The organism is Candidatus Cloacimonadota bacterium (assembly GCA_011372345.1).
Classification (GTDB): domain Bacteria; phylum Cloacimonadota; class Cloacimonadia; order Cloacimonadales; family TCS61; genus DRTC01.
Genome location: DRTC01000339.1, coordinates 1 through 2,928 on the forward strand (window position 1 = coordinate 1; position 2,928 = coordinate 2,928).

The 2,928-nt window shown below is 34.6% G+C and carries 3 protein-coding genes; 2 read left to right on the forward strand and 1 reads right to left on the reverse strand.

From position 1 onward, the window contains the following. Window positions 1-308: 308 nt before the first annotated feature. Together maf and ENL20_06465 are read left to right on the forward strand one after the other, a co-directional pair. A complete protein-coding gene (gene maf, locus ENL20_06460; GenBank protein ID HHE38197.1) occupies window positions 309-893 on the forward strand; it encodes a septum formation protein Maf in 585 nt (194 codons plus the stop codon). Window positions 894-1,025: 132 nt separating this feature from the next. Then, complete coding sequence (locus ENL20_06465) at window positions 1,026-2,489, forward strand: amidohydrolase (GenBank protein ID HHE38198.1); 1,464 nt, start codon at window positions 1,026-1,028, stop codon at window positions 2,487-2,489. A 70-nt stretch (window positions 2,490-2,559) separates the two neighbouring features. Here the strand turns inward: ENL20_06465 and ENL20_06470 are convergent. Further along, window positions 2,560-2,928: hypothetical protein (locus ENL20_06470; GenBank protein HHE38199.1), on the reverse strand; the 369-nt coding region annotated here is incomplete at its 5' end.

The window sequence follows — 2,928 nt, forward strand, 5'->3', positions numbered from 1 at the left end:
TCGATGACGGAATGAAGATCCAATGCGAATTAATTGAAGAAAATGTTTATTCAATCACTCTTTTTGGAAAACAATTAACAGATTATAATGCTATCGATTCAGGAATGTTTAAACTAAATTATTTTTTTTTCGATGCTCTGGAAAAATCGATCGAAAATGGAAAATATTCACTTTCAGATGCATGCAATATCCTCTCTGAAAAAGGAAAAATGAAAGGAATCGATATTAGAAACAATCTCTGGCTTGATGTTGATACTCCCGAAATGATCAAACAAAAGCATATCCTTGATAAGATTTTCTAAAGAATTATGATCCATACATTACTTCAAAGAAAAAAAGTTATTCTTGCTTCTGCATCACCGAGAAGAAAGGAACTTTTTAAATTGATCGGAGTCAAAGCAGTTCAGATGCCAGCTGATATCGATGAATCAAGCATTTATAAAAATCCAAGAAAATTAGTTATTTCTCATGCACTTGAAAAAGCGAAAAAGATCGAAAAAAAATTCGATTGCGATTGTGTTATAATAGCAGCTGATACGATCGTATATTTAAACAAACAAATTCTTGGAAAACCTCAAAATGCTGACCAGATAAGAGAATATATAATAAAGCTTTCGGGAAATTTTCATGATGTTTACACCGGAATTGCGATTGCTTACAAAAACAGAATTTATTCTGATTTTGAGAAAACAAAAGTCGAATTCAACCAACTAACTTCATCTGAAATCGAAGAATATATCAAAACCAAAGAACCTTTCGATAAAGCTGGAGCTTATGGAATTCAAGGTTTTGGAAGCCAATTCATTAAAAAAATTTCAGGTTGTTATTTTAATGTGATGGGTTTTCCTATTTCGCTGTTTTATCAGATGTTGAAGGAAATTTTTAGAAAATAAGACTGGACTTCATCGCAAAGCAGATGGAGTTCAGTTGGAAAGGACAACTCAAGTCCAGTCTCGCTTCGCTCTACTGAACTCGAGTCATAATTCGTAAAATCCGCGAAGATTAGCGGCTATAAAAAGGAAAAAATGAAATTATTCCATAATGCAAAATTCTATTCAATGCGAAAAGAAGGAGAATTTTTTTCAGCGGTTTTAGTTAATAATGATAAAATTGTTGAAACCTTTAATAAAACACCTGAATTGCAGAATGTCGAATACATCGATCTTCAAAACTGCTTTGTCTATCCCGGATTTATCGATACGCATACACATTCCTTTGAAGGAGGATTATACAGTTTAGGTGCGGATTTGGAACATGTTTCATCATTGAACGATGTTTTCGAGATTTTATCAGAAACTAAACCGATCAGTGGAAAAATATTTGCTTTTCATTTTGATGAAAACAAAATTAAGGAAAAAAGGTTTCCAACAAATAAAGAATTGGATAAGATCTTCCCTGATCTTCCTGTAATTTTAAGAAGAGTCGATGGTCATTCCTGCGTTGTTAATTCCATTGCTGTAAAAAAAATAAAATGGGAAAAACCTCTTCCTAAATTTTTTTCGGGTCATCTTAATAAACGCTGGAACGGAATCGCATCTACCTGGTTTCATCAAAATCTATCTGATGAAGCGATTCTTGATATTTATCTAAAAGCTGCGGAAAAAGCCATTAAAACAGGTCACACAACGATCCATACGATGATCGGAGATGCTCATTCGGATTTAATGCATTACCGGTTAATAAAAAAGAATCTACACAGATTTCCAGTCGAGTTTATTCTTTATCCTCAAATCACAGATATCAAACAAGCTCTGGAAATCGGATCTCCTCGAATTGGTGGCTGCATTGTTGCAGATGGTTCGTTCGGTTCTCATACTGCTGCACTTCTGCAACCATACAAAGATGAACCGGAAAATTACGGTGTTTTATATAAAACGGATAAATTCTGGGAAGATTTTATCAAAGAAGCTCATCTAAATAACCTACAAATTGCGATCCATTGTATTGGAGATGCTGCCATTTCTCAGATCCTGAAATTTTATGAAGAAGTTCAGAGAGAGAATCCAAAAGACCTGCGGCATGAAATTATCCACAACGAACTTTGTTCCGATAAGATGCTGGATAGAATGCAGAAAATAAATATCAGTTCCGTGATGCAGCCCATGTTCGATCGATTATGGGCTGGAAAGAATGGACTTTATGAAAAAGTTCTGGGAAAAGAGCGAACTTTGAGAACCAATCGTCTTGCTTCCATTTATCAGAGAGGAATCCTGATTACCGGAGGTTCTGACTGGTATATTACAGATTTGAATGCTCTGAAAGGAATAAATGCAGCTACCAAAATGCATAATAAAAATGAAAGACTTTCTTCATATCAGGCAGTTAAGCTTTATACATCAAATGCAGCAAAACTCTCTTTCGATGAAAACAGGTTGGGAATTATTGAAAAAGGTTATCAAGCAGATTTTGTTTGCCTGGAAAATGATATTTTTCAGATAGAAGAGATTAATAAGATAAAGATCAATAAGGTTGTGAAAAAAGGAATATAATCTTTATTAAAAAGAGCATCCGGAATTTCCAGATGCTCTTTATATTTTATTGTTCGTTATCGTTAGTTGTTTACGGATTTATCTTCAAAATCCTGAAACCTATATAAGTTGTAACTCTTCCAATATTCAAATCCGCTTTGCAATTACTTCTATTCGTATTTCTCAAGTAATCAGGTCCGAATTCCCAGCTTCCACCCCTGATCACAATCCTGGTAGTTCCACTAATTGAACCACCCGGACCAACCGGATCTTCACCAGGACTTTCAAGATAGAATTCACTATCATATTTATCATTACACCATTCCCAGACATTTCCGGCAATATCACTTGCTCCCAAGTAACTATTTCCAGCAGGTAACGAACCAACATCGAGACTCATATTTCCATTTCCGGAATTAAAATAATTAGCCAGATCTCCGTTTGGTTCAGTTTCTCCCCA